At 60.8% G+C, this 24,492-nt stretch carries 23 protein-coding genes and 1 pseudogene; 5 read left to right on the forward strand and 19 right to left on the reverse strand.

Annotation, left to right across the window (positions count from 1 at the left end; translation table 11 throughout):
- Nucleotides 1–20: 20 nt before the first annotated feature.
- From RRH01S_RS24330 to RRH01S_RS24350, 5 genes are read right to left on the reverse strand one after another with little or no spacing between them, the layout of a single operon-like run.
- The gene (locus RRH01S_RS24330; RefSeq protein ID WP_015917950.1) at nucleotides 21–758 is read right to left on the reverse strand and encodes an ABC transporter ATP-binding protein; all 738 of its coding nucleotides are present in this window, start codon (nucleotides 756–758) and stop codon (nucleotides 21–23) included.
- Entirely contained in the window at nucleotides 755–1,600 is an 846-nt protein-coding gene (locus RRH01S_RS24335; RefSeq protein WP_007702289.1) for an ABC transporter ATP-binding protein, read from the reverse strand. Before RRH01S_RS24335 ends, RRH01S_RS24330 begins: the two co-directional genes overlap by 4 nt.
- Complete coding sequence (locus RRH01S_RS24340) at nucleotides 1,587–2,489, reverse strand: ABC transporter permease (protein ID WP_015917951.1); 903 nt, start codon at nucleotides 2,487–2,489, stop codon at nucleotides 1,587–1,589. Before RRH01S_RS24340 ends, RRH01S_RS24335 begins: the two co-directional genes overlap by 14 nt.
- A complete protein-coding gene (locus RRH01S_RS24345) occupies nucleotides 2,486–3,514 on the reverse strand; it encodes an ABC transporter permease (RefSeq protein WP_007702274.1) in 1,029 nt (342 codons plus the stop codon). Before RRH01S_RS24345 ends, RRH01S_RS24340 begins: the two co-directional genes overlap by 4 nt.
- A 20-nt stretch (nucleotides 3,515–3,534) precedes the next feature.
- A complete protein-coding gene (locus RRH01S_RS24350) occupies nucleotides 3,535–5,130 on the reverse strand; it encodes an ABC transporter substrate-binding protein (RefSeq protein ID WP_015917952.1) in 1,596 nt (531 codons plus the stop codon).
- A gap of 131 nt (nucleotides 5,131–5,261) precedes the next feature.
- Here RRH01S_RS24350 and RRH01S_RS24355 point away from each other — a divergent pair, with 131 nt between their 5' ends.
- The 4 genes from RRH01S_RS24355 to RRH01S_RS24370 all read left to right on the forward strand — a co-directional run bounded on the left by RRH01S_RS24355 (nucleotide 5,262) and on the right by RRH01S_RS24370 (nucleotide 9,204).
- Nucleotides 5,262–5,972 carry a FadR/GntR family transcriptional regulator gene (locus tag RRH01S_RS24355; protein WP_007702254.1) on the forward strand — a complete coding sequence of 237 codons (711 nt, stop codon included), beginning with the start codon at nucleotides 5,262–5,264 and terminating at the stop codon, nucleotides 5,970–5,972.
- A gap of 67 nt (nucleotides 5,973–6,039) precedes the next feature.
- Nucleotides 6,040–7,014, forward strand: a complete 975-nt coding sequence (locus RRH01S_RS24360) for a mannonate dehydratase (RefSeq protein WP_041723647.1) — start codon at nucleotides 6,040–6,042, stop codon at nucleotides 7,012–7,014.
- Nucleotides 7,015–7,052: 38 nt separating this feature from the next.
- Nucleotides 7,053–7,961 (forward strand): 5-dehydro-4-deoxyglucarate dehydratase, encoded by a 909-nt coding sequence (kdgD, locus tag RRH01S_RS24365; RefSeq protein WP_015917954.1) that lies wholly within the window; start codon nucleotides 7,053–7,055, stop codon nucleotides 7,959–7,961.
- 70 nt (nucleotides 7,962–8,031) lie between these two features.
- Nucleotides 8,032–9,204 carry a lactonase family protein gene (locus RRH01S_RS24370; protein WP_015917955.1) on the forward strand — a complete coding sequence of 391 codons (1,173 nt, stop codon included), beginning with the start codon at nucleotides 8,032–8,034 and terminating at the stop codon, nucleotides 9,202–9,204.
- Nucleotides 9,205–9,261: 57 nt separating this feature from the next.
- Here RRH01S_RS24370 and RRH01S_RS24375 read toward each other — a convergent pair whose 3' ends face one another.
- From RRH01S_RS24375 to RRH01S_RS24410, 8 genes are all read right to left on the reverse strand, one after another.
- Nucleotides 9,262–10,509 carry an SfnB family sulfur acquisition oxidoreductase gene (locus RRH01S_RS24375; RefSeq protein WP_007702234.1) on the reverse strand — a complete coding sequence of 416 codons (1,248 nt, stop codon included), beginning with the start codon at nucleotides 10,507–10,509 and terminating at the stop codon, nucleotides 9,262–9,264.
- Between the two features lie 29 nt (nucleotides 10,510–10,538).
- Nucleotides 10,539–11,333 carry an ABC transporter ATP-binding protein gene (locus RRH01S_RS24380; RefSeq protein WP_015917957.1) on the reverse strand — a complete coding sequence of 265 codons (795 nt, stop codon included), beginning with the start codon at nucleotides 11,331–11,333 and terminating at the stop codon, nucleotides 10,539–10,541.
- 89 nt (nucleotides 11,334–11,422) lie between these two features.
- Nucleotides 11,423–12,757 carry an ABC transporter substrate-binding protein gene (locus tag RRH01S_RS24385; RefSeq protein WP_015917958.1) on the reverse strand — a complete coding sequence of 445 codons (1,335 nt, stop codon included), beginning with the start codon at nucleotides 12,755–12,757 and terminating at the stop codon, nucleotides 11,423–11,425.
- A gap of 102 nt (nucleotides 12,758–12,859) precedes the next feature.
- On the reverse strand, nucleotides 12,860–13,903 hold the full coding sequence (locus RRH01S_RS24390; protein WP_034515911.1) for a branched-chain amino acid ABC transporter permease: 1,044 nt from the start codon (nucleotides 13,901–13,903) through the stop codon (nucleotides 12,860–12,862).
- Nucleotides 13,904–13,905: 2 nt separating this feature from the next.
- Nucleotides 13,906–14,802: a branched-chain amino acid ABC transporter permease gene (locus tag RRH01S_RS24395; protein WP_034515909.1), complete on the reverse strand. Its 897-nt coding sequence runs from the start codon at nucleotides 14,800–14,802 to the stop codon at nucleotides 13,906–13,908.
- Nucleotides 14,802–15,626, reverse strand: a complete 825-nt coding sequence (locus RRH01S_RS24400; RefSeq protein ID WP_374188765.1) for an ABC transporter ATP-binding protein — start codon at nucleotides 15,624–15,626, stop codon at nucleotides 14,802–14,804. Before RRH01S_RS24400 ends, RRH01S_RS24395 begins: the two co-directional genes overlap by 1 nt.
- Before the next feature lie 219 nt (nucleotides 15,627–15,845).
- Nucleotides 15,846–16,955 carry a dimethylsulfone monooxygenase SfnG gene (gene sfnG / locus RRH01S_RS24405; RefSeq protein WP_007702044.1) on the reverse strand — a complete coding sequence of 370 codons (1,110 nt, stop codon included), beginning with the start codon at nucleotides 16,953–16,955 and terminating at the stop codon, nucleotides 15,846–15,848.
- A gap of 438 nt (nucleotides 16,956–17,393) precedes the next feature.
- Nucleotides 17,394–18,389 (reverse strand): aldo/keto reductase, encoded by a 996-nt coding sequence (locus RRH01S_RS24410; RefSeq protein ID WP_015917962.1) that lies wholly within the window; start codon nucleotides 18,387–18,389, stop codon nucleotides 17,394–17,396.
- 244 nt (nucleotides 18,390–18,633) lie between these two features.
- Here RRH01S_RS24410 and RRH01S_RS34850 point away from each other — a divergent pair.
- A pseudogene (locus tag RRH01S_RS34850) lies at nucleotides 18,634–18,726 on the forward strand (IS6 family transposase); the annotation flags it as partial.
- A 42-nt stretch (nucleotides 18,727–18,768) separates the two neighbouring features.
- On the opposite strand, the gene RRH01S_RS24415 reads toward RRH01S_RS34850, so the two are convergent.
- The 6 genes from RRH01S_RS24415 to RRH01S_RS24440 all read right to left on the reverse strand — a co-directional run bounded on the left by RRH01S_RS24415 (nucleotide 18,769) and on the right by RRH01S_RS24440 (nucleotide 24,487).
- Nucleotides 18,769–19,848 carry an ABC transporter ATP-binding protein gene (locus RRH01S_RS24415; protein WP_015917963.1) on the reverse strand — a complete coding sequence of 360 codons (1,080 nt, stop codon included), beginning with the start codon at nucleotides 19,846–19,848 and terminating at the stop codon, nucleotides 18,769–18,771.
- Complete coding sequence (locus RRH01S_RS24420) at nucleotides 19,845–20,645, reverse strand: ABC transporter permease (RefSeq protein WP_015917964.1); 801 nt, start codon at nucleotides 20,643–20,645, stop codon at nucleotides 19,845–19,847. Before RRH01S_RS24420 ends, RRH01S_RS24415 begins: the two co-directional genes overlap by 4 nt.
- Nucleotide 20,646: 1 nt before the next feature.
- Nucleotides 20,647–21,519 carry an ABC transporter permease gene (locus RRH01S_RS24425; protein ID WP_015917965.1) on the reverse strand — a complete coding sequence of 291 codons (873 nt, stop codon included), beginning with the start codon at nucleotides 21,517–21,519 and terminating at the stop codon, nucleotides 20,647–20,649.
- Nucleotides 21,520–21,635: 116 nt separating this feature from the next.
- The gene (locus tag RRH01S_RS24430; RefSeq protein ID WP_015917966.1) at nucleotides 21,636–22,646 is read right to left on the reverse strand and encodes an ABC transporter substrate-binding protein; all 1,011 of its coding nucleotides are present in this window, start codon (nucleotides 22,644–22,646) and stop codon (nucleotides 21,636–21,638) included.
- A 39-nt stretch (nucleotides 22,647–22,685) separates the two neighbouring features.
- Nucleotides 22,686–23,018, reverse strand: a complete 333-nt coding sequence (locus RRH01S_RS24435) for an NIPSNAP family protein (protein WP_007702054.1) — start codon at nucleotides 23,016–23,018, stop codon at nucleotides 22,686–22,688.
- A gap of 5 nt (nucleotides 23,019–23,023) precedes the next feature.
- Nucleotides 23,024–24,487: an aldehyde dehydrogenase gene (locus RRH01S_RS24440; RefSeq protein WP_015917968.1), complete on the reverse strand. Its 1,464-nt coding sequence runs from the start codon at nucleotides 24,485–24,487 to the stop codon at nucleotides 23,024–23,026.
- Between the last annotated feature and the right edge of the window lie 5 nt (nucleotides 24,488–24,492).

Consider the following 24,492-nt stretch of genomic DNA (forward strand, 5'->3'; position numbering starts at 1 on the left):
CACTGCCGCCTATGTCCGCTTTACAGAAAACTCGCCTCGAACAGCTCGCGGGTATAGGCATCATGCGTTATGCCCGCCTGCAGATCCGCCTTGGTCAGCTCATCGACAAAAGTGCCGCCCTTCATAATCAGCACCCGGTCGCACATATGTGCGATGACGGCCAGATCGTGGCTGACGAGGACATAGGTCAGGGAGCGCTCGTCACGCTGATCGGCCAGGAGATTGAGGATTTCGGCCTGGATCGAGACGTCGAGCGCCGAGGTCGGCTCGTCGAGCAGCAGGATTGGCGGTGACAGGATCAGCGCGCGGGCAATCGCGACGCGCTGGCGCTGACCGCCGGAAAGTTCATGAGGGTAGCGGTTGGCAAAGGCTGGCTGCAGGCCGACCTGCCGCAATGCCTTGTCCACCTTCGTCCAGACATCACCATGCCCCATCGCTCTCAATGGCTCCGCCAGGGCTGTGCCGATGCGGTGCCGGGGATGCAGCGAGCCATAGGGGTCCTGAAACACCATCTGGGCATGCCGCAATTCATCGCGCGTCCGGATCTTACCGACCGTTTTGCCGGCGAGCCCGATGTCGCCGGACCATCCTTTTTCCATGCCGGAGAGGCAACGCAGCACCGTCGACTTGCCGCATCCGGATTCACCGACGATACCGAGTGTCTCCCCCTTCCCGACGTCGAAGCTCACCCGTCGGACGACATGGTTCTCGCTCTTGCCGGAGGTAAAGACGACATCAAGATCACGCACGCTAATCATCGGCTGGTCTCCAGATCAAGCTTCGCCCTGTCGAGCACCGCCAGACGGCGTACCGGATTGTGCGGATCCGGCAACGCGGACATCAGGCCGCGCGTATAGGGATGCTGGGCATCTTCCAGGCGCGTCAGAGTTTCAACGATGCGGCCGGAATACATGACGATGATGCGTTCGCAGAAGGCAGCGACCATCCGGATATCATGGCTGATGAGCAGCAACCCGGAATTGTTCTCGCGGACAAGTTCATCGAGCAAGGTAAGCACGTCCCTGCGAACGCTGACATCGAGTGCGGACGTCGGTTCGTCGGCGATCACCAGCTTCGGCTTGGCCAGAAGCATCATCGCGATCATCACGCGCTGACCCATACCGCCCGAGATCTGATGTGGGTAAAGCGCCATGACGCGCTCCGGATCGCTGATGCGGACGCGCTCGAGCATGGCCTGTGCTGCGTCGCGCGCCTTGCTGCCGCGCAGGCCCATATGAAGCCGCGCCGCCTCGGCGATCTGCTTGCCGACGGTCAGTACCGGATTGAGGGAGTAGCGCGGGTCCTGCATGATCAGCGCGATATCCTTGCCGCGCAAGGCGCCCATCTGGCGCTCCGTCCTGTCGAGCAGGGAGACGCCATCCAGATCCATGCGTTCGGCCGCAACGCTCGCGCTTGGCGGCAGTAGGCGCATGATCGCACGCCCTGTCGTCGATTTGCCGGAGCCGGATTCGCCGACGATCCCGACGCGTTCGCGCCCGACATCGAAGCTGACATTGGAGACGGCCGCCAGAGAATTGCGTCCAAACCGGACGTTCAGCCCTTTGACGGAGAGGACGGGATGGAGATCACGATCTTGCATGGCGGGGATCCAGAATATCGCGCAGGGTGTCGCCGACAATGTTGAAGGCCAGGCTTGCCAGAAGGATCGCGATGCCGGGCATGACGGCGACCCACCAGAAATCAAGCATGTATTTGCGTCCGTTGGAAATCATCGCGCCCCATTCGGGCGCCGGCGGCTGGGCGCCGAGTCCGAGGAAGCCGAGCGACGCTGCCGTCAGGATGATGCCGGCCATGTTGAGCGTCAGACGCACGATCACCGAGGGGATGCACATCGGTGCAATATAGAAGAACAGGATGCGGAGCCGGGAGGCGCCATAGAGCCGCGCCGCGGCGACATAGTCGGTATTCCTGACGACGAGCGCTTCGGCGCGCGCCAGTCTCGCAATCGGCGGCCACGCCGTCAGCGAGATGGCAATGATCGCCGTCGTAAGGCCGGCACCGAGAGCCGCGGCAAAAGCCAGCGCCAGGATCAGCGACGGAAAGGACAGCACGATATCGGTGGCGCGCATCAGGAGCGCGTCGACGCGGCCGCCGAAGAAGCCGGCGACGACACCAATCACAAGGCCGATCGGCCCGACGATCACGGAAATCGACAGCACCGTCTGGATGGTGATGCGTGTACCGAAAATCAGCCGGCTGAGGATATCGCGGCCGAATTCGTCGGTGCCAGCCAGATGCGCAAGGCTCGGCGGTTGCAGTGCGTTGGAAAGCACCTGCACGTTCGGATCATAAGGCGCCAGAAGCGGCGCGAAGATCGCGATCAGGCAAAGCAGGCCAAGGATGATGAAGCCCACGAGACCAAGCGGCTCATGCGTCAGCTTGCCGCCGGCGCGTTTCAGCGATCTTGCCATACGGCTCAACATATTCGGCGGGCGAACGGTCACGTCCGCATGGATCGCATCACTCATCGAGCGGCCTCCCTGGTGCGCGGATCGAAGACCGCATAGGCGATATCCGCTAGGAAATTCAAAAGCATGAAGAAGAATCCGACAATGATGGTCGCGGCAAGAATGGCGTTCATGTCGCCGATCATCAGCGCGTTCGTCATGTACTGGCCGATACCCGGCCAGGAGAAGACGATTTCGGTCACCACCGCGCCCTCAAGGAGCCCACCATAGGAAATGGCGAGAATGGTGATGAGCTGCACGGCGATATTTGGGAGAACATGACCGATGATGGTTTGGGCCGGGCTGACGCCCTTGGCACGAGCCGCGATCACATAATCCTGACTGAGTTGCTCCAGGGTGAAGCTGCGGGTCATGCGCGTGATATAGGCCACCGCCGCATAGGCTAGGATGAAGGCCGGCAGGATGATGTGGCTGAGCGCATTCCAGAAGATATCCGTCTCGCCCTGCAGGAGACTGTCCACCAACAGCAGACCGGTTCGCGGCGTAACGATGCCCTCATAATAGACATCGACCCGGCCGGGACCGCCGACCCAGTTGAGGCCCGCATAGAAAACGACAAGCCCGACGATCCCGAACCAGAAGACCGGAATAGAGTGACCGACGAGAGAGACGACGCGGGCGATCTTGTCGATGAGCCGATCACGGAATAACGCCGCGACGAGGCCGAGCGGAACACCGACGAAGGTCGAGATGATGACGGCAAACGTTGCAAGCTCGAATGTCGCGGGAAAGGCCTGCGCGAGATCCGCAGAGACGGGGTTTCCCGTCAGGATCGCCGTGCCGAAATCGCCATGGGCGAGGCCCTTCAGGTAGATGAAGAATTGCTCGTAAAGGGGAAGATCCAGTCCAAGTCGCTGGCGCATCGCCGCATAGGCGGCGGGATCGGCCAGTTCGCCAACGATCGCCCCCACCGGATCGGCCGGCAGGACGCGGCCGATCACGAAGGTGACACATAGGAGGATGAACAGGCTGACGATCAGATGCGCGATACGTCGGCCGAATTCGGCTACGGATAGTTCCTTCATGATCGGCTGCTTTCGATTGCTTATTCGGCCTCAGCCTTGGTCACATTTTCAAGACGGGTCATCTGGTTGGGATGGCCGAGATAGCCCTTGACTCTGCCGGAAAGAACCAGCGGTTCGAACCGTTCGAAGAGCGGCAGCAGTGCCGGCTTCAGGTCGACGAACATCTGCTGCATCTGCCCATAGAGTTCGGCTCGTTTCTTGGCATCGGGCTCAACGGAGGTTTTCTGAGCGAGTGCCGTAAGCTCCGGAATATCCCAGGCCGAACGCCAGGCGAAGTTGCCGGCATTGTTGGCTTCAAGCCTATTGTCGGGGTTGTTGGCGAAATCGTCCATCGAGCCGAGAACGTTCGGCATGAGCGCGCTCGTCTGCGGCAGCAACAGGTCGAAGTTGCGCGAACGGTGAGCGGCGATGATTTCAGAACCATTGCCCTGCTGGATCTCGACCTTGATGCCGATCTGGCCAAGTGAAGCCTGAATGGCGGTCGCCAGATCGATGCGCGGCGTCTGCGAGATCGTCTTCAGCGTCAGTGAAAAGCCGTCCTTGAAACCCGCCTCGGCCAGCAATTGCTTAGCCTTGTCGACATCAAGGTGCCAATCCGGGTTGGGCATCGCATATTCGAAATTCTCCGGAACGGGGATATTCCTTGCCCGCCCGTATGGCCCCATGATGGTCTTCTCGATGCCCTTGTAGTCGATGCCATAGGCAATGGCTTCACGGACCTTGGGGTTGGCGAGATACTGATTGCCGGCGTTCATCGCCAGCACATAGAAGCCGCCCGTCGGCACACGCTGGATGACGAAATTGCTCTTGTTCTCGAAGGTTTCGAGATCGGACTTGGAGAGCGCATTGCCGATATCGATATCGCCGCGGTCCAGCATCAGCCGCTCGACCTGGCTTTCCGGCACATGTCGGATAATGACGCGGCGCATCTTCGGCGCTCCGCCGACATAGGCCTTGTTGGCGTCCAGGAGGACGATCTCGTTCGGGGTCCATTTGTTCAGCGTGAACGGCCCGGAACCGGCCGAATGGGTGCGCAGCCAGGCATTTCCGGAATCGCCGTCGACAACATGCTTCTGCACCTCAACACTGTCGACGATGCTCGAAACGCCCAGCGCCAACCGATAGAGCAGGCCTTCGGTGGTCACCTTGTCCGTCAGGTCAATACGCACCGTCTTGGCATCGACCGCATGAATTTGCTCGGCGATCGTCTCGGTGGAATAGCCGATACGCTTGAAATAGGAGGAGCCCGACTGGTTGAGCTTCAGCAGCCGGGTCAGCGAAAAGACGACGTCGTTGGCGGTAACCGGATTGCCGGAAACAAAGGAGGCATCGCGCAATTTGAGGGTCAGCGACTTGCCGTCATCCGTCCAGCTCTCGGCGAGCTGCGGCACGATCTTGCCGTCCGCCGTCGTCGCGACAAGCCGGTCATAGAGGTTGGCAAGGATTTCGAGTGCCTTGGGTTCGGTAGCCTGCTGCGGATCGAGGGAAAGCACCTGCGCCAGCGACGTGCCGATCACCAATTGATCTTTGGGCGTGGCGGCCTGAAGCTGTGGCGCCATCAGCGTCAGCATGCCGATTGCAGCGCCAATAAACATCGCCTTCGAAAAGTGCTTCATTATGCCTCCTCCCTGGATTAATATAGAATACGTATTATGTCGTCCGTATGTCGTATGATGATTTATCGAAGATCGACAGGGTTTGCAAGACCGCACGGATGGCTTGATGCAAATGAACCGGGGGACCAGGAATGACAACACTTAGCCGGGGCCGGCAAAGACTGGCACAACAAGTCATCGATCAGCTGCGCGCTCAGATCGAGACCGGCAAGCTTCGCACGGGCGACCAGCTGCCGACGGAGCCTCAGCTTGAGGCGACATTCGGCGTCAGCCGCACGGTCGTGCGCGAAGCGATCGCCGATCTCCGCGCCGCCGGTCTCGTCAAGCCGATCCAGGGCAAGGGCGTGTTTGTTGCCGACCTCGCTGAACGCCCCGGATTGTCGCTAACGCCGGTGGAGATCAAGAGCATCCCGGAAACCCTGGAATTGCTGGAGTTTCGCATGGCAGCCGAAGGCGAAGCAGCCGCAATCGCCGCCTATCGCCGCACGGCAGAGCAAGAGGCAGCGATTCGCACCGCCAACCGGAAAATGGCTGCTCTCATCGAGCTGGGCCAGCCGACCGTCGAGGCGGATTACGAATTCCACATGGCAATCGCAGCCGCCACGAACAACCGGTTCTATGTCGATGTTCTCCGGCATTTCGGTGCACGGACCATCCCCCGCAGGCAATTTCCGAACTTACCCGAAGCCAATGATCCCGCCTATCTCGCCAAGGTCCACGCCGAGCACGGTGAGATCCTGGCGGCGATCGCCGAACAGGATCCGGAGCGTGCACGCCAGGCGATGCGGGCGCATATGCTCGCGAGCCAAAGACGCTATCGGATGCTCGCCGAGCAGCAATAGCCCTCGACACCTCACGAGATTCATATTATGTCATATGACATCAAACAATCTCATGGGAGAACGCTCAGTGTATGTAGGAACACAGGTCGGCGCGCGGGACGATGATGATTACCGCGTTTTCGCGCAATTGGGGCTGAAGCATATTTGTGCCGACCCGCCCGGAAAGCCCGAGAGCTGGACGCTCTCCGATCTGGAACGTCTCCGCGACAAAGTCGAAAGCTATGGGCTCATCCTGGACATGATCCAGTTGCCCCTGCCTTCCAACCCGATCGAGCAGGCCTCCTATCCCGACATTCTGCTTGCCGGCCCCGAACGCGACCGGCAGATCGATGCCGTGTGCAAGCTGATCGAGGATGTCGCAGCCGCCGGGATTCCGGCCGCGAAATACAATCTCAACCTGATCGGCATCCCCCGCACACCGGAAGAGCTGGGACGCGGCGGCTCGCTCAATGCCAGCTTCCGCTGGGACAAGGCGGATCACCAGGCAGCGCCCGGCCTTGCCGGTGTCCTGTCGGAAGACGAAAACTGGGAACGGATCGACTATTTCCTTGAGCGCGTCGTTCCCATTGCGGAGAGCAATCGCGTCCGCCTCGCCTGCCATCCGCATGACCCCTATACGCCGCCGGGCTATCGTGGCGTGACGCGTGTCCTCGGCACGGTGGAAGGCCTGAAGAAATTCGTGCTGATGCGCGAAAATCCCTATCACGGCCTGAACTTCTGCCAGGGCTCGATCGGCGAAATGCTCGACAATCCGCGCGAGGAAATCGACGACATCATTCGCTGGTTCGGCACGCGCGGAAAGATCTTCAACGTCCACTTCCGCAATATCCGCGGCGGCAAGCTGTCCTTCATGGAGACATTCCCGGACGAGGGTGACATGGACATGGTCCGCTCCACCCGGATCTATAAAGAGATCGGCTATCAATACATGCTGATGCCCGATCACGTACCGACCATCAGCGGCCGCGACCCGACCGGCGTCGCCTTCGCCTACTGCTATGGCTACATCGCCGCTCTCGTTCAGTCGCTCGAAGGCGCCTGAGAATCATTGCCCATACCAATCGATAATAGGATTCCAAGATGAACCCGCTTGAACTGAAAAAGGCTGTCGGCAGCGGTCTGCTGTCCTTCCCCGTTACTCATTTTGACAACGACCTGAAATTCGACGAGGCGAAATATCGCCGCCATGTCGAATGGCTGTCCGGCTATGATGCAGCCGCGCTCTTCGCAGCCGGCGGCACCGGGGAGTTCTTCTCCCTCAATCCCGCCGAAGTCCCGCAGGTCGTCCAGGCTGCAAAGGCAGTCGCCGGCAACACGCCGATCATTTCGGGAACCGGATACGGCACCTCGATCGCCGTCGAGATCGCCAAGTCGGCTGAAAAAGCTGGCGCTGATGGCCTGCTCCTGCTGCCGCCTTACCTAATGTTTGCTGAACAGGAAGGCTTGATTGCCCACGTCAAGGCGGTCTGCCAGTCCGTCGGCATCGGCGTCATCGTCTACAATCGTGACAATGCGATCCTCAACGCCGATAGCATCGCGCGGCTTACCGACGAATGCCCGAACCTCATCGGCTTCAAGGACGGCGTCGGCGATGTCGACAAGGTGATCGAGATTACCACCAAGCTTCAGGATCGCCTGGTCTATGTCGGCGGCATGCCGACCCATGAAGTCTATGCCCAGGCCTATTTCGCCGCCGGCGTCACGACCTATTCCTCCGCCGTCTTCAACTTCGTGCCCGCGCTCGCCCAGCGTTTCTACGGCGCACTGCGGACCGGCGATCAGGCAACCGTCGATGAGATCCTCAAGGGCTTCTTCTTCCCGTTCGTTGCGCTGCGCAACCGGAAAAAGGGCTATGCGGTCTCGATCATCAAGGCCGGCCTGCGCGTGCTCGGACAGGATCCCGGCCCTGTGCGCCCGCCATTGACCGACCTGACGCCGGAGGAACTGGCAGCTCTCGCACAGATCATCGAGACAGCCAAGGCCGCGTAAATCATAGTCGCGTAGGAAATGATCGTCGGCAAAGCCGGCGATCAGTCTTTTGGTAGGAGGAGGAACACTCGTGGTTAGGTTATCATCTGGAATTTTCGCCTCGGTTATTGCCGCCTCGGCAATACTCACGGCGACCGACAGCGCGCTTGCGAGGACATTCGTCTACGTCTCTGCCGCGACCGACGGGAAGATCGACAGCTACAGCATGGACGAAAAGGCCGGCACACTGACGCCTAGCTCGACCTTCGACGCGGGCAAGATGGTCATGCCGATGACGGTTAGCCCGGACAAAAAGCATCTCTATGCCGTGGTCCGCGCGCAGCCCTACCGAGTGCTGACGCTGGCGATCGACCCTGCCACCGGCAAGCTCACGCAAGAGGCGATCGCAGCCCTGCCCGACAGCATGCCCTATGTGTCGACCGATCCATCCGGACGTCTGCTCTTTACCTCGTCCTATGGCGGCAACAAGATCGCCGTACTGCCGATCGGCGCCGATGGCCGCGTGACCGACGGCGCTCGCCAGATGATCCTGACCGGCCGCAACGCTCACTCGATCGTCAGCGACCCCTCCGGCAAATACGTCTTTGCGACCAATCTCGGCTCCGATGTCGTGCTTCAGTTCGTGCTCAATCCCGCGACCGGCATGCTGGAACCGAACACTCCGGCGCAGGTCGCCACCAAGCCGGGCTTCGGGCCTCGCCACATCATTTTCTCCCCGGACGGAAAATCGGTCTATGTCCTCACCGAACTCACCGGCCATGTCATTCATTATGCGCTAGACTCGGCCAAGGGGACGCTGAGCGAAGTCGAAAGCGTTGCGTCGGTTCCGGATGACACGGGGCTTTCTCCGGGCATAGCCCCGCCGGCCCCGCCAGCATTCAATGCTACGGCACCGGCAGCAGCAACTGTCGATGACGGCAAACCGAAGGTCTGGGCGGCCGATATCGGCATCACCCCGAACGGCAAGTTCCTCTATACGACTGAGCGAACCACCAGCAAGATCGCCCTCTTCCACGTCGCGGACGGGAGCGGAAACCTGCGCTATGTGACCAACTACGCGACAGAAAAGCAGCCACGCGGCATCCGCATCGATCCGTCGGGACGCTTTCTTGTCGCGACCGGTGAAAAATCCGACAAGATAGCGGTCTATGTCATCGACCAGGTCAACGGCGCGCTGACGCCGATCGACCGTTATCCGGTCGATGCCGGCGCGAACTGGGTCGAAATCGTCACCCTGCCCTAAGGGAAAGAATGATACCGGCCACCCCACCTCGCGATGAGGCGGAGTGGCCGTTCCGCATCAGCTCCAGGCGTGGAGCGGCGGTTTCTCGCCATTGAGGAAGAACTTGCCGAGGATCGAATATTTCCACCGCACCGGATCGTGCAATGTGTGCGTCCGGGCATTGCGCCAATGGCGGTCGAGATTGTGTTCGGCGAGCGTCGAGCGGGTGCCCGCCAGCTCGAACAACTTGTTGGTGGCCGCAATCGCGATTTCCGTCGACAGCACCTTGGCTTCTGCCGTCGCGATCTGCGCTTCGGCGACTGTATCGGCCGTCGGGTTCAACACCGCCCGGTCGATCGCGTAGCCGGCTTTTTCCAGCAGCGCTTGCGCCGCATGCAGCCGCAGTGTCAGGTCGCCGACTGCCTGGATCGTATAGGGATCGTCCCATGCGTTCTCGACACCGCTATCCACCCAGGCGCGGCTCTTGGTGCGTACGAAGGAGACCGTCTCATCGATAGCTGCCTGTGCGATGCCGGTGTCGACCGCGACCTGGATGATCTGGAAGATCGCTCCATCGGCGGTCGGCACTTCGTATCCCTTGTATCCCGGCACGAGATGCGTCTTCGGCACCTTGACATTGTCGAGCAGCACGGTGCCGGAGAGCGTCGTGCGCTGGCCAAAGGAAGACCAGTCGTCGATGACGGTGAGGCCGGGCGCGTCGCGCTCCGCAATCGCATACCAGGCCCGCCCCTCGTCATCGAGCGCCACGATCGGTACGAGATGGGCAAGCAGAGCGCCGGAGGAATAGAACTTGCGTCCGTTGACGACAACATGATCGCCGGCATCGGTGAAGCGGGTTTCAAAATCGACCGCCCGCTTTGAGCCGAACTCCGAGAAGGCGTTGCCGAAGCGTGTGCCCTTCAGAACCTCGGCGAAAAGAAGCTTTTGCTGCTCGGGATCCGACACGGTCCGAATGGCGGCGACCACACCCAGATGGTTCTGGGCGATCTGGCCGATCGAGGAGTCCGCCGCCGATATGATCTCGATGACCTTGGCGAGTGTGGCGTAGGAGACCTCCGGGCCACCGAACGCCTTGGGCACATTGATGGACCAGAGGCCGCTTTGAGAGAAGGCATCCAGCTCGGCAACCGGCCAGATGCGCTCGCGGTCGCGCTTGGCCGACTCCTTGACGAACTCGGTGGCAAGCCCTCTGGCGACGGCAATCGCCTCGGCATCATCCTTGATGACATGGGCAGGTGCGGTCGGGCGAGGTATGGCCGGTACGGCCTGAACGGCGTTTTCTGTATTAACCTGTGAAAGCGTCATGCTGAATTCTCCTCGTTGAAGATGGACAGTCAGGCGAATGGAAGGTTTGCTGGCGTAAGCGCAGGCGCAGGAGCCGATTTCTGGCCCAGATAGAACGCCTTGACGTCGTCGCGCTGGCGCAGCTCGGCTGCCTCTCCCGAAAGCACGGCGACGCCGTTTTCGAGGACGGTCGCTCGGTCGGCATAGCGCAGCGCAATCGCAGAATTCTGCTCCGCGACCAGAATGGAGAGGCCGGTCTTGGCATTCAGCCGCCGCAGCGTCTTGAAAATGTCCTGCACGACGATCGGCGCGAGCCCCATGGAAGGCTCGTCGAGGACCAGCAGTGCCGGACGCGACATCAGCGCGCGGCCGATCGCCGTCATCTGCTGTTCGCCGCCGGAGGTGAGACCCGCCAGAGCGCGCCGTTTTTCCTTTAGCCGGGGGAAAAGCGCGTAGATTTTCTCCAGATCGAAGGCGATCTCCGCGCGCGAACCGCTGCGCCCGAGACCACCGGAAACGAGATTTTCCTCGATGGTCAAATTGCGGAAGCAATGCCGGCCCTCCAGCACTTGCACCAGGCCGGCACGCACGAGCTGGGCAGGCGTTGCCGTCGTGACATCCCGGCCTTCGTAAAGAATGCTGCCGGCGGTGATTTCACCGCGTTCGGCCGGCAGCAGGTTCGAAATGGCTTTAAGCGTCGTCGTCTTGCCGGCGCCGTTGGCGCCGAGCAGGGCAAGGATCTCGCCGCGGCGCAACGTGAAGCTCACGCCATGAAGCGCGGTGATCGCTCCGTTATAGGTCGCCTTGATGCCATCGACGCTCAAGAGGACGTCTTTTCCAGCCATGGTCCACCCGATCTCTGTGTGGTTTGCGGGGCGGCCGGGCGCCAACAAGAAGGGAGAGCCCGCCTTTTGCCAACGCCCGGCCACGGGGCTCAGTTCGTCACGGTCTGCGCGTCTTCGGACGTGCGCAACTTAATGCCCTTTTCCTTGGCATAGGCCTCGGAGGACTTTTCGATGATCGGCCGCAGCAGCGCCCAGTCCGGCGCGATCCAATCGGAGACGACATTCCATTTCTTGCCGTCCCACTGTTGGAAGGTGACGTAGCCGTTGCCCTCGTGGTTGTCCCAGGTGACGTTGATCGAGTGGAACAGGCCCTTGGCGCCAAGCGCCTCGACGCGAGCAGGATCGAGCTGCAGATGCTCGAAGCCCCAGCGGACTTCATCGCCGGTCAGCGTGCGGTGTCCGAACTTGCCCTGAGCGATACGGATCGCCTCGACATTCAGGATGCCATTGACGATACCGAGATTGTGGTAGACCGAGCCGATACGCTTCTTGTCCTCGAGATTGCCCTTGCCGTTGTCATAGAGCGTCTTCACGATTTCCTGGACGATCGGATATTCCGTGCCGGAGGCCTGCGTCGTAATCGCGGTATATCCCTTGGCCGCATCGCCCGCCGGGATCACGTCTTCTTCCGAGTTCGACCAGACATTGCCGATGATGTGATCGACGGGGAAGCCGGTCTTGGCCGCCGTCTTCAGGGCAACCGGGTTCATGACGCCCCAGCCGCGCAGCACCACGTAATCCGGCTTGGCGCGACGGATCGTCAGCCATTGCGCCTGCTGCTCGTTACCGGGATGCGGCACTTCGATCTGCTGCAGGTCGAAGCCGTATTTCTGCGACAGCAGCTCGTAGATCGGGATGGTTTCCTTGCCGTAGGGCGAGCCGTGATAGAGCACGACGATCTTCTTGCCCTTGAGCTTGTCGACGCCGCCTAGCTTCGACGCGATGTAGTTCACGATGCCCGACGTCTCGCTATAGGGATTGAGGAGCAACGGAAAGACATAGGGGAAGACGCGGCCATCGGTGGAGTCCGTGCGGCCGTGGTTGACGGTGATTAGCGGCACCTTGTCCTGGGTGATACGATCGATCATGGCGTAGGCGATGCCGACGGAAAGCGGGTTCCAGGCGGCGATGTTCGGATTGCTCTTCAGGCGCTCATAGGCCTCGACGCCGCGCTCGACCTCATACTGGGTCTCCGCTTCCGACCAGGTAAGCTTGACGCCGTTGACGCCGCCGTCACGCGTGTTGATGAGATTGAGATAGTCGATGAAACCGCCGAAGAAACCGGTGCCGCCAGCCGCATAGGGTCCGACGCGGTAGCTCTGTAGCGGGAAATATTGCTCGTCGGCATGCGCCGCCGGTATGGCGGCCGAGACGGCCAGACCGGCCGCGAAGACAGCGGCTTTGAGTTTCGCAAGCATGGTCATGTCTGGATACACTCCGAGTGTTGTCCGGTACGAAGACCGGATCTGGTTTGAATGAGTGAATGATGCGTTTGTTGGTCTTGGGAGCTTGCGCTCCAGCGTGGCTCAGGCGGCTCTGCTGACGGCAGTGCCGAACCGTCTTCGGATCTTGCCCCAAAGCGAGGAAAGCCCGTCCGGTTCGAGGATCAGAAACAGGATGATCAGGGCGCCGAGCACGATCCGCTGGCTCATGTCGAGCACGCCGGAATCGAACAGGTCGCCAAGCAGGAAGGAACCAAGGCGAGACAGGATGAGCGGGAAGACGACGATCAGCGCCGCGCCGAAAAAGGCTCCCCGTGTCGAGGCCAGCCCGCCGATGATGATGATGAAGAGGATCTGGAACGACCGGTCGAGATTGAAGCCGGCAGGCTCCACGGTCCGCAGATAGGCGAAGGCCCAGAGAACGCCCGCGACAGCAATGATAAAGGAGGAAATGGCAAAGGCCAGCAGCTTGGTCTTCAACACGGGCACGCCGATGATCCTCGCCGCCGTCTCGTTGTCCCGGACCGCGATGAAGTTGCGGCCGGTCTGCGATGTCGCCAGCCGATGGGCAAGGAAGGTGAGCACGACGACGACCGTGAGCGAAAAGAGATAGCGCCCGACCGGACCTGTGAACTCCACACCCGCCAGCGTCAAAGGCGGCGCGTCGATGACGCCGGAGGCCGAGTCGTTGGAAAACCAACTGAACTTGGTCAGTGCCCATTGTACGAAGAACTGGGCGGCGAGCGTCGAGACGGCAAGATAGAAGCCTTTCAACCGGAGGCTCGGCAGGCCGAAGACGATGCCGACCGCCGCCGCGCAGAGACCAGCCAGCAATATGCTGACGATCAGCGGCAGGCCGTCGACGCGCAGATTGAAATTATAAGCAGCAAAAGCACCAACCGCCATGAAGGCGGCGCTTCCAAGCGAGACCTGCCCGGCATAGCCGGTGAGCAGGTTCAAGCCGACGCCCGCCAGGCTGAGCGCCAGGAACGGCACGAGGATCGCCTCGTAGAGATAGGTCGAGCCGATGAACGGGACGACGAGATAGGCAACCGCAATCACCGCTGCCGGCGCCAGCCAACGATAGGACGGCAGCGTGGAATGAAGGTCGGCGGTGACGACAGCCATGGTCAGACCCTTTCCAGGAGCTTTTGTCCGAAAAGACCGGAGGGGCGGATGAGCAGGAAGGCGAGCGCCACGACGTAGGCAAACCAGCTTTCGATGCCGCCGCCGAAGTATTCGCCGATATAGACTTCCGCGAGCTTCTCAGTCGCACCAATCAGCAGGCCGCCGACGATCGCGCCCAGGATGGAATCGAAGCCGCCAAGCACGAGGACGGGAAGCGCTTTCAGCACCACCAGCGACAGCGAGAACTGTACGCCGAGCCGCGCGCCCCACAGCAGGCCCGCGACCAGCGCCACGATGCCGGCGGCGGCCCAGACCGTTGCCCATATCCAGGGCAGTTTTAGCCCGACAGCAAGAGCCGCGAACTGATCGTCCGCCACGGCCCTGAATGCCAGGCCGATCCGCGTGTAGCGGAAGAAGACCGACAGCAGCGCCACCATTCCCGCAGCAACGGCGGCGGCGAACATGTCGAACTGGCTGATCAACACGCCGCCGACCTCGAAGGGTACATCCTCGATCCCAAGGTCAAGTCCGTGCACCTGCGTGCCCCAGATCAATTGGGCAGCACCCTCGATGATGTAGGAAAGCCCGAGCGTTGCCATGAACAACGTGATCGGCGGCTTGTTGGTCAGCGGGCGCAGTACGGTGCGTTCGATGGCGATGCCGATCAGCACCATGACTGCGAAGGTGATGGCGAAGGCCAGTGCGAAGGGCACACCGCGTTCAACAAGGCTGACGAAAGTCAGCGCCGCAAACAGCAGCATCGACCCTTGAGCGAAATTGAGTACGCCCGAGGTCTTGTAGATCAGCACGAATCCGATCGCGACGAGCGAATACATGACACCGGACAGCAAGCCGCCAACCAGCACCTCGATGAAAAACGACCAGTCGAAATCCGCCATCAGATGCCCTCTCCGTCTTCGTTTTCCGGCACAACACCGAGATAGGCATCGATGACGCGCTGATCGGCGCGGATCTCGTCCGGTGTTCCCTCAGCGATCTTGCGGCCGTAATCCAGGACCGCGATCTGGTCGGAGAGCTGCATGACCACGCCGATATCGTGCTCGATGAGGATCACCGTCGTTTCATATTGATCGCGGGCAGCCCGGATGAAGTCCGCCATGTCGCTCTTCTCCGTCGCCGTCATGCCCGCCATCGGCTCGTCCAGAAGCAGGATCTTCGGTTCGGCCACCAGGGCGCGTGCAAGCTCGATGCGCTTTTGCAAACCATAGGGCAGCGTGCCCGCCAGCCGGTCGCCAACATGGTCGAGATGGAGGAACTCAAGGATGCGCATTGCGCGCTCGCGCGTATCCGCCGCTTCCCGACGGGCGCGCGGAAGACCCAGAACCTGTTCGGCAAAAGTCGAGCGCACCCGATGCGCCAGACCAGCGACAACATTGTCGATAACGCTCAATCCCTTGAACAGGGCCAGATTCTGAAAGGTTCGGCTCACGCCGAGGGATGCCAGCCTTTCGGTCGGCACATGTCGATACGAGGTGGAGCCGATGCGTACATGACCCCGGTCGGAGCGATAGACGCCGCTGATGACGTTGATCAACGAGCTCTTGCCGGCGCCGTTCGGCCCGATGATCGCACGGATCTCGCCGGGCTTGACCGACAGATCGACGTCAACGAGAGCCACAACACCGCCAAACGACAGGCTGATGCCGTGCAATGCGAGGCCGCTGGTATCGTCGGACGCGTTCTGCACGCTCTTTTCATCCACAGAAGAAGAGGAGCTGCGGCCGATCTGTTCGACAGCATCCTCCCGCGAAGCGCCGGTCGGCAGCGCGTCGAAGGAATAATTTGCGGCGGGCACTGGCTGTCCTCCATACGGCTTTCGGGTGCCGCGCAAACCAGCGCGCAGTTTCCCCGTTGCGTGGACCGCTTCCGGCCCACGCTCTCATGATCAGTCTCTTGCGAGAGATGAGGGGCTGGCTGGCCTCTACTCGGCCGCCACCGCCTGCGCGCTGGCGGCTTCTTCGAGTTCACGAACCAGCGGGATCACATGCTTGCCGAAATATTCGACCTCTTCCTGGAAATGCAGGAAGCCGAGCAGGATCAGGTCCGCGCCTGCCCGCTTCAGCTCCACGACCCGCTCCGCGACCTGTTGCGGCGTGCCGATGAGGTTTGAGCGGAAGCCGTCATTGTACTGAACGAGATCCTCGAAGGAGGATTTTGCCCAGTTGCCCTCGCCTTCCGGCGATGCCTTGCCGGCATTCTTCACCTCATGACCGAAGGCCTTCACCGCATCCGGATTGGCTTTTTCGATGATCTCGGCAAGAACGGCCTTGGCTTCCTCTTCCGTCTCGCGGACGATGGCGAAGGCGTTGACGCCGACGCGGACGGAATGACCGTTCTCTCGCGCCTTCGACTTGAGGTCGTCGACCTGCTTGCGGATCTCGGCCGGCGTATTGCCGTTGGTGAAATACCAGTCGGATACGCGCGCCGCCATGTCGCGGGCTGCCCGCGAAGAACCGCCCTGGAAGATTTCCGGCTGCGGATCGATCGGCTTCGGCTTCAGCGAATATTCGTTGAAGCGATAGAAGTCGCCGCGGAAGGTATAGTTGTCTTCCGTCCAGATTCCGCGAAGCGCCCGGATGAATTCTTCCGAGCGGCGATAGCGCTCGTCATGGTCGAGCCAATGTTCACCGATCGCCGCAAACTCACCGCGGAACCAGCCACTGACAATGTTGACGGCAACGCGCCCGTTGGTCAGGTGATTGATGGTCGCGATCTGCTTGGCCGCAAGGGCCGGATTCCACGGTCCGGGAAGAAGCGCCGCGATGACTTTGAGTGTGGTCGTCGATTCCAGCAGCGCATGGCTGAAGGCAACCGATTCATGCTGGAATTCCGCGCCATAACCTGCCGTGAAGCGGATCTGGCTGAGCGCATATTCGAAACCGCTGGCTTCTGCGATTTGCGCGAGCTTTCTGTTATACTCGATCGTCCAGCTCGTACGCTGCTCAATATTCGAGATCACCAGGCCACCCGAGACATTCGGCACCCAGTAGGCAAATTTGACCGCTTCGTTGGCGATGTTGGACAATGTCATTCCCGTCTCCTACTCTCCAAATTATTCCAATACCCTATAGATTTAGTGGTATTTTGAAAGGCAAAGACGTACCAATGTTGGACGCACGAGAGATCGATCGAATACATCGAAGGCGTCTTCAGCGGAATAATTTGCTCAATGAAGAGAGAAGCCTGCTTATGCAGATCAGCTAAAGCGACATTTCTTGTCTTTCTGACGACAACGGATACCTTTCTCCGTCGACTGAATCGAAGCCGGTTTACAGCCCACTGAATCCGCGGCCTTCGGGAAGCCATTAAAGACGCCAGCGCCAGCCTGCTCCACTTCCAAGCCACTGGCTATGGAGCATTCTGGTCCACAATCACCGTATCGACCACGACATAAACCGACCTCATCGTGACCATCCGTGCCCGGCCCAAGTTAAGACAAGGCTACCACGTTCAAGGGAAGTGATCGTCCCTAGAGGCCGACGAGGGCTGCGTCGATACCATCCATGGCCTCCTGCGGCAGAGGACCTTTCTGCAATGCCCCGGCATTTTCTTCCACCTGGGCGACGGTCCGGAAGCCCGGTATCGGCAGTGTGCGGCTGGAGCGCGCCCAGAGCCAGGCAAGTGCGCCCTGCGTCAACGTACGCCCATCCGCCGTCAGCAGGTTCCGCACCGCATCCAGCCGCGCCGCAAATTCCGGCGCGATCTTGCCATCCTTGAAATAGACCATCCAATCGAGGCTCGCGCCGCGTACATCCTTTGCGCCGACGGTTTTTTCAGTCGTGAATTTGCCGGTGAGAAGTCCCATGGCCAGCGGGCCGCGATTGATAGAGATCAGGCCGTTCTTTTCGATCACGTCGATCATGTCAGGAACCGGCTCAAAGACGTTCATCGTGTGCTGGACGGAGACAAAACCCGTCCGAGCGGCATGCCTGGCCGCGCGATCGGAGTGATCGGTGCTCCAACCGAACGCATCGATCTTGCCTTCGGCTTTCAGGGCCTCAAGCGTTTCGAAGACTTCGTCGGAGGCCTCCAGCGGAAAGTCGTTCAGGTGAAACTGCAGCAGATCCAGCCGCTCGCGCTTCAGCCGCTTCAGTGACGTCTCGGCGGATCGGCGAATGAAGGCAGGATCGGCGAAGGCACCCGTCGCCTGCTTGCTTTCCTCGTCGGTTGCGAAACCGAACTTCGTAGCGATGGCAATATCGTCGCGATTGCCAATTGCGCGGCCAACGACCTTCTCGGAATGTCCCGCCCCGTAGTTAGAAGCCGTATCGAAGAAACGGATGCCGAGATCGACAGCGCGATGGATGGCGCGGATCGATTCATCGTCGTCGACCTCTCCCCAGCCAAGTGGCACATCGCCTGCGTAGAACGGGCCACCGATCGCCCAGCAGCCCATGCCGAGCCGTGGAATCTCGCGCCCATTCCAAAGACCGATCGTCGTCGCCTTATCGGGTTTCGTCAGCATCGCATCCTCCTCGATTGTCCAGTGTTGGAAACGAGATAGGAATGATCGAGTAGACTGTAAACCGCCAAATTCGCGGCATATTTTTCACCGGTGAAAAACAGCCCTTCAGACGAAGACCTGCCTCCGGAAAGTGGCAATACCGCAGGGCTGGTAGACTTGGCCGTGGAGGGAGAGCTTGTCAGTTGGCAAGCACCCGACAAGTGGCATCTCGACGAAATGGTCGTTGTTATCAAGGACGGAAAATAGGCAAACCATGCTCGGCGTTGAGCATCCTTCGCATCAGGGCCTGAATAACCGTGTGGAGAATTCGCATCTGGCTATTCGACGACGAGAACGAGGCATAGCCATCCTGTGCCCGGCCGAACTTAGGGCGACACCGTCAGCAGAACACATGTGCGGCATCCGGGTCGAATTCGAGATGCACATGGTCGCCACGGCTCAAGCCCGAAATCGCCTCGTGACCGAACGGCAATCGCACGGACAGGGCCTCTCCGGTCGCCGTCTCCGTCGCCACATGGACATTGTTGCCGAGAAAGGTGATGTCGCTGACCGTCGCACTGAAACCATCGTTCGTGCCGTTTCCGCGCCCCAGCCGGATGCGTTCCGGACGCAGCATCAGGGCCGCCTTGCCGGCGGCGGGCGCCTTGCCATGGACGGGGATCCGTTCAAACACGGTTTTACCGCCAAGCGAGATCGTCGCCTGGCCGTTGTCGGACGACAGGAGGTCGCACGAGATGAAGTCGCTATCACCGATGAACTCGGCAACGAAGCGGGTGCGCGGGTTAGCGTAAAGCTCCGGCCCGGTACCGATCTGGTCGATGATGCCCTTGGAGAAAACGGCGATGCGATCGGAAAGCCGCAACGCCTCCTCCTGGTCATGGGTCACGTAGAGGATCGTCACCTCGGTTTGCTGGTGGATGCGGCGTATCTCGTGCTGGATTTCCTCGCGCAGCTTCTTGTCGAGCGCCGACAGCGGCTCGTCCATCAAAAGCACAGGCGGATCGTAGGACAATGCCCTGGCAAGCGCGACGCGCTGCTGCTGGCCGCCCGACATCTGCGCAGGTTTGCGATCCTCGAAGCCTTCGAGCCTGACGAGCCGCAGCATCTCCTTCACTTTCGCATCGACCTCGGCCTTGGACTTGCGCCGCACCTTCAGGGGAAAGGCAATATTCTCGCCGACAGTCAGATGCGGAAACAGGGTGTAGCGCTGGAAGACCATTCCGATGTTGCGCTTGTGCGACGGGGTCGACAGCAGGGTCTGCCCATCGAGGGTGATGTCGCCCCTAGTCGGATTTTCGAAGCCCGCCAATATATATAGCGTCGTGCTCTTGCCCGAACCGGATGGACCGAGAAAGGTCAGGAACTCGCCGCGCCGAACCTCGAGATTGACATCGTGCACGGCGACGACAGGACCGTACTCCTTACGGATGCCTTTGATTTTCAGGAAGGGTTCGCTCATGATTTCAGTACCTTGCGTGCGATCGCGACAAGCGCCATCAACGTGATCGTCAAAAGGATGAGAAGGGACGAGGCGGCCGCCACGACCGGCGTCAGGTCTTGCCGCAGCGTCGCCCAGACTTTCACCGGCAACGTCTGCAGCGTCGGGCTCGCCATGAAGATCGCCACCACCACCTCGTCCCAGGAGGTTAGAAACGAGAAGACCGCGGCTGAAAACAGCCCATGGCTGATTGCTGGCAGGGTTACCCTGATCTTCGCCTCAAGCGGTGAAGCACCGCACAGCACCGCCGCATCCTCGATGGATTTATCGAAGCCCTCAAGAGCGTTGGAAATGGAGAGAATGGAGAAGGGCAGCGCCAGAACGAGATGGGAAATGACAAAGCCCGCCAAGGTGCCGCCGAGGCCAATTCTCAGGAAGAAAGCATAGAGCGCCACCGCGAGAACGACGACGGGCAGGATCATCGGTGTCAGGAAGAGCGCCTTCAGCGTATTGCGGAACAGGAAGGTGCCACGCACCAGCCCGAAGGAGGTCACGAGCCCCAGCAGCACGGAGAGGACCGTGACGATTGACGCGATCTTGAAGCTCGTCCACGCCGATGCCAGCCATTGGGGATCGGAGAAAAGCTCGCCATACCATTTCAGCGTCCAGCCGGGCGGTGGAAAGATCAGCCATTGCGACGATCCGAAAGACAGCGCTGCAATGAAGAGGATCGGCAACAGCAGAAAGGCTGCCGTCAGAAGCGTTATCGCCAGGAGCAGATATTTCCACCAGCCGAGACGGTCGAAATTGAGCAGCATGTCAGCGCCCTCCCGTGTTCTGCACGCCGAACAGCCGTAGTTGCACCGCATAGAGCGAAAGCGTGACGACGAGGAGAACAAGGGCCGCGGCCCCGCCCATGCCCCAATTGACCAGGGACTGCACGAATTGGGCGATGAGTTCCGCCAGCATCATGTTCGCCGTGCCGCCGAGAAGAGACGGGGTGACATAGTAGCCAAGCGACATGACGAAAACCATCAGCGCACCCGCCACCATGCCCGGTGCGGCCAGCGGCAGGAGAACACGGGTCAGGCACTGCCAGCGGCTCGCGCCGCAAAGTGCCGCCGCCTGCAGGATGGCCGGATCGATCTTGCGGATGACGCCGTAGAGCGGCAGGATGATGAAGGGCAGCATGATGTAGGTCATGCCGATGGTTACACCGGTCAGGTTGTTGACGAGCGCCAAGGGCTTGTCGATCAGCCCCGTTGCCATCAGCATCTTGTTGATCAGCCCGGTTCGCTGAAGCAGCACCATCCAGGCATAGGTCCGGGCGAGCAGGTTGGTCCACATCGACAGAAGCAGGACCGAGAAAATCAACGAGGCCAGTCTCGTCGGCATGATCGCCAACGTCCAGGCAACGGGAAAGCCAATCAGCAGCGAGATGACGGTGACGAGGCCGGAGACGATGAAGGTATTGGCGAATATCTTGAGATAGGTCGCCGAGCCCAGCAATTCGGCATAATTGCCGAAGCCTGGAGCCGGCTCCATCACACTGCGCAACAGAAGGGCGATGACCGGAACGACAAAGAAGATTGCAACGAAGATCAGCGCCGGCATGACTCCGCCGAAGCCATTGGGTCTAGCTGCCCTCGACGCGGGCGCGCTCTCGCTGGCGACGTCAATATATGTCGACATGGCATTCCTTTCCCGCCTCAGGCGCAGATGAACGGCCGGCTCCCATCCAGGCGCCGGACCTGTTCTCCTGCTCCGCGGGCCAGATGCCCGCGGCGCTCCTTCGGATGTCCTTCAGCCTATTGGGCCTGCCAGGCATACCACCGCTTGCCGATGGCATCACGGTTTTCGGCCCAATATGACATGTCGGCATTGACCTGGCTGGCCGTCTGCTGATCCGGCAGGGTCTTGGCAGTTACCGGATCCATCAGCTTTGCCGACTCGATGTTAACAGGCGCATAGCCAGTCGCCTTTGCCAGATCGGCCTGCGGCTGGGCAGAGGCTGCCAGAGCGATGAACTTCATCGCCGCTTCGAGGTTCGGCGCGCCCTTGGGCACGACGAGTGAATCGGCGGCGGTGATGTTCTGGTTCCAGGACGTGTCCGTCTTGACACCACTGGCGGCAAGCGCGGTCATGCGGCCGTTCCAGATGCTGCCGAACGGAGCTTCAGCCGATGCGAGAAGCTGTTGCGACTGCGCGCCGCTCGACCACCAGACGATGTCCGACTTGATCGTATCCAGCTTCTTGAATGCCCGCTCGAGATCGAGCGGATAGAGCTTGTCGGCGGGAACGCCGTCTGCCAGCAGCGCCGCCTCAATCACACCCGGCGCCGACCATTTATAGAAGGTGCGCTTGCCGGGGAACTTCGCCGTGTCGAACAGATCGGCCCATGTCTTCGGGCAGGCGCTGACCGCATCGGCATTGCAGCCGATGACGAAGGAATAATAGAAGCTGCCGACCGAATAGTCCGTAACGAAACGCGGATCGAGCTTGGACTTGTCGATGACGGAGAAGTCGAGCTTTTCCAAGAGCCCGGTCTTGCCCGCCTGCGCGGCATAGTCACCCTCGACGTCGACGACGTCCCAGGTCACCTGGCCTGCCTCGACCATGGCCTTCAGCTTACCGTAGTCGGTCGGACCGTCCTGCGCGACGGCGATGCCGGTCTTGTCGGTGAACGGGTTCACCCAGGCGGCCTTCTGCGCGTCCTGTGTCGTCCCTCCCCAGCTCGTGAAGACGAGCGTGTCGGCCTTGGCGGCCCCGGACACTGCCATTATTGCGGCAAAGGCCGCGAGTGCAATTCTTGCTTTCATGTTCCCTTGTCCTTGTTTTTAATGTCTTGCAGGCATGCCTTATGCGGCGGGCGAGACGATCCCTTGAGGGGAGAAACTCGCCGGCTTCATAATCTTGTTCTCGGCCACTTCGATCAGATCGCGGATTTTCGGCAGGAAGGCCCGCCATTGCGGATCGGCAGCCAGTCTCTGCCGCCGCGCCTCGCGATCGTCGAGACTCGTAAAGGCCCAGATATGAACGATCTCGTTGATGGTCCCGATCTCGGAAAAGAAATAGCCGACCAGATTGCCGAGATGGGCTTTCTGGATGGCGATCCCCTCCTCCTCGACGACCTTCAGATATTGCGGGATCGTGCCGTTCTTCAGCCGGTAGGTTCGGATTTCGTAAAACATCGGCGTCACCTCATCACGAACGGATCGGGGATCGGATCGTCGGACGTTCTGAGCCAGATCGTCTTCGTGCGGGTATAATCCAGGGCCGCCGCCAGCCCGCCTTCCCGGCCATGACCGGACAAGCCAAAGCCGCCGAAAGGCGCGATCGGCGACACGGCGCGATAGGTATTGACCCAGACGATACCGGCGCGCAGGCCTTTCATCAGGCGATGGGCGCGTGTGAGGTTCTGGGTGAAGACGCCGGAGGCAAGGCCATAACCGGTGTCGTTGGCGAGCCTCAGCGCTTCAGCTTCCGTCTCGAACGAAACAACCGACAGGACGGGGCCAAAGAACTCCTCGGCGAGCGACGGCGAGGCAACGCCGTCGCAGTCAAGAATTGTCGGCGGGAAGTAAAAACCGCCGCCGTCCAGCCGCCGGCCGCCCGTGACAAGACGGGCGCCGCTCTCAACGGACCTGTCGACGAGGGCCGCGACATGATCCTGCTGGCGCTTCGTTGCGAGCGGGCCGACTTCGGTCGCCATGTCCGAAGGGATGCCGATCCGGATCGCCTCGGCCTTTGCCTTCAGCATGGCTAAGAACTTGCCCTTGACGTTCCGCTCGACAATCAGCCGCGAACCGGCCACGCAGCTCTGGCCGGTCGCGGCGAAGATGCCAGCAACCTGCGCGTTGGCCGCACTTTCGAGATCGGCATCGGCAAAGACGATGAAGGGCGACTTGCCGCCGAGTTCGAGCGAAGTGGAGGCAAGGTTTTCCGCCGAATTGCGTACGACATGACGCGCCGTTTCCGGCCCGCCGGTGAAGGCGATATGCGCCACTTTCGGATGCCGGCTGAGGGCAGAACCGCAGGATGGACCGAAGCCGGCGATGATGTTGACGACACCGGCGGGAAAGCCTGCCTCATGAACGAGGCGGGCGAACTCCAGAAGCGGCGCCGGCCCATCCTCGGACGCCTTGACGACCATGGTGCAGCCAGCCGCCAGCGCCGGACCGATCTTGACGGCGGAGAGAAACAACTGGCTGTTCCAGGGCACGACCATGGCGACGACGCCGATGGGTTCGCGCCGCAGCCAGACGTCCATATCCTGCTTGTCGATGGGGAGGTATGCCCCTTCGATCTTGTCGGAAAGGCCGGCATAATAGCGGTAATAGTCGGCGACATAAGCGATCTGTGCTGACGTCTCGCGGATGATCTTGCCGGTGTCGCGGGTCTCCAGCTCGGCAAGCCTTTGAGCATTGGCCGCAACCAGATCCGCAAGCTTGTAGAGGAGCTTGCCACGCTGCGTGGCTGTCAGCTTCGACCAAGGGCCGTCATAGAGCGCCGTTTCAGCGGCGCTGACCGCGCGATCGACGTCGCTCTCACGCGCTTCCGGCATCTCGGCCCAGACCTTGCCGGTCGCCGGATCGATGCTCGGGAATCGAGCCTCTCCGTCCACAAATTCGCCGTCGATATAAGACTGGAAACGCTGCATGGGCT

It is taken from the genome of Rhizobium rhizogenes NBRC 13257 (assembly GCF_000696095.1).
Taxonomy (GTDB): Bacteria; Pseudomonadota; Alphaproteobacteria; order Rhizobiales; family Rhizobiaceae; genus Rhizobium; species Rhizobium rhizogenes.

Coding starts and splice junctions, on each gene's coding strand:
- RRH01S_RS24330 (WP_015917950.1), bottom strand. CDS start 758: ATGATTAGCGTGCGTGATCTTGATGTCGTCTTTACCTCCGGCAAGAGC.
- RRH01S_RS24335 (WP_007702289.1), bottom strand. CDS start 1,600: ATGCAAGATCGTGATCTCCATCCCGTCCTCTCCGTCAAAGGGCTGAAC.
- RRH01S_RS24340 (WP_015917951.1), bottom strand. CDS start 2,489: ATGAGTGATGCGATCCATGCGGACGTGACCGTTCGCCCGCCGAATATG.
- RRH01S_RS24345 (WP_007702274.1), bottom strand. CDS start 3,514: ATGAAGGAACTATCCGTAGCCGAATTCGGCCGACGTATCGCGCATCTG.
- RRH01S_RS24350 (WP_015917952.1), bottom strand. CDS start 5,130: ATGAAGCACTTTTCGAAGGCGATGTTTATTGGCGCTGCAATCGGCATG.
- RRH01S_RS24355 (WP_007702254.1), top strand. CDS start 5,262: ATGACAACACTTAGCCGGGGCCGGCAAAGACTGGCACAACAAGTCATC.
- kdgD (WP_015917954.1), top strand. CDS start 7,053: ATGAACCCGCTTGAACTGAAAAAGGCTGTCGGCAGCGGTCTGCTGTCC.
- RRH01S_RS24375 (WP_007702234.1), bottom strand. CDS start 10,509: ATGACGCTTTCACAGGTTAATACAGAAAACGCCGTTCAGGCCGTACCG.
- RRH01S_RS24380 (WP_015917957.1), bottom strand. CDS start 11,333: ATGGCTGGAAAAGACGTCCTCTTGAGCGTCGATGGCATCAAGGCGACC.
- RRH01S_RS24385 (WP_015917958.1), bottom strand. CDS start 12,757: ATGACCATGCTTGCGAAACTCAAAGCCGCTGTCTTCGCGGCCGGTCTG.
- RRH01S_RS24390 (WP_034515911.1), bottom strand. CDS start 13,903: ATGGCTGTCGTCACCGCCGACCTTCATTCCACGCTGCCGTCCTATCGT.
- RRH01S_RS24395 (WP_034515909.1), bottom strand. CDS start 14,802: ATGGCGGATTTCGACTGGTCGTTTTTCATCGAGGTGCTGGTTGGCGGC.
- sfnG (WP_007702044.1), bottom strand. CDS start 16,955: ATGACATTGTCCAACATCGCCAACGAAGCGGTCAAATTTGCCTACTGG.
- RRH01S_RS24410 (WP_015917962.1), bottom strand. CDS start 18,389: ATGCTGACGAAACCCGATAAGGCGACGACGATCGGTCTTTGGAATGGG.
- RRH01S_RS24415 (WP_015917963.1), bottom strand. CDS start 19,848: ATGAGCGAACCCTTCCTGAAAATCAAAGGCATCCGTAAGGAGTACGGT.
- RRH01S_RS24420 (WP_015917964.1), bottom strand. CDS start 20,645: ATGCTGCTCAATTTCGACCGTCTCGGCTGGTGGAAATATCTGCTCCTG.
- RRH01S_RS24425 (WP_015917965.1), bottom strand. CDS start 21,519: ATGTCGACATATATTGACGTCGCCAGCGAGAGCGCGCCCGCGTCGAGG.
- RRH01S_RS24430 (WP_015917966.1), bottom strand. CDS start 22,646: ATGAAAGCAAGAATTGCACTCGCGGCCTTTGCCGCAATAATGGCAGTG.
- RRH01S_RS24435 (WP_007702054.1), bottom strand. CDS start 23,018: ATGTTTTACGAAATCCGAACCTACCGGCTGAAGAACGGCACGATCCCG.
- RRH01S_RS24440 (WP_015917968.1), bottom strand. CDS start 24,487: ATGCAGCGTTTCCAGTCTTATATCGACGGCGAATTTGTGGACGGAGAG.